Here is a 242-nt window from a genome sequence, read left to right as displayed (position 1 = left end):
CAGCACCCTGGCTGCCCTGCTGGCCCTGAACTTTCCCGAGGCCAGGCGGCGAGTGTCGTCACGAGCCCTCGGCGGAGGAGCCGCTGGAAGCCCATGAGCAAGCGCTGGCCGAGTGCTGGGAAGCGGTTCTCAAACGCCCGGTGCGTCGTCGCGAGGCGAGCTTCTTCAGCCTCGGCGGCGACAGCCTGCTGGCGACCCGCCTGCTGGCCGGCATACGTGAGCGTTTCGGCGTACGCCTGGGC

Annotated in this window: 1 pseudogene; it reads left to right on the top strand. The window is 70.2% G+C overall.

From position 1 onward, the window contains the following. Positions 1-47 precede the first annotated feature (47 nt). Positions 48-242 (top strand): annotated as a pseudogene (locus ACLJNW_RS27985) (acyl carrier protein); the annotation flags it as partial.

The organism is Salmonella sp. SAL4457, assembly GCF_046548235.1.
Taxonomy (GTDB): domain Bacteria; phylum Pseudomonadota; class Gammaproteobacteria; order Enterobacterales; family Enterobacteriaceae; genus Salmonella; species Salmonella enterica.
The sequence above is the reverse complement of the archived record's forward strand: the minus strand, read 5'-3'. Positions and strand labels throughout refer to the sequence as shown.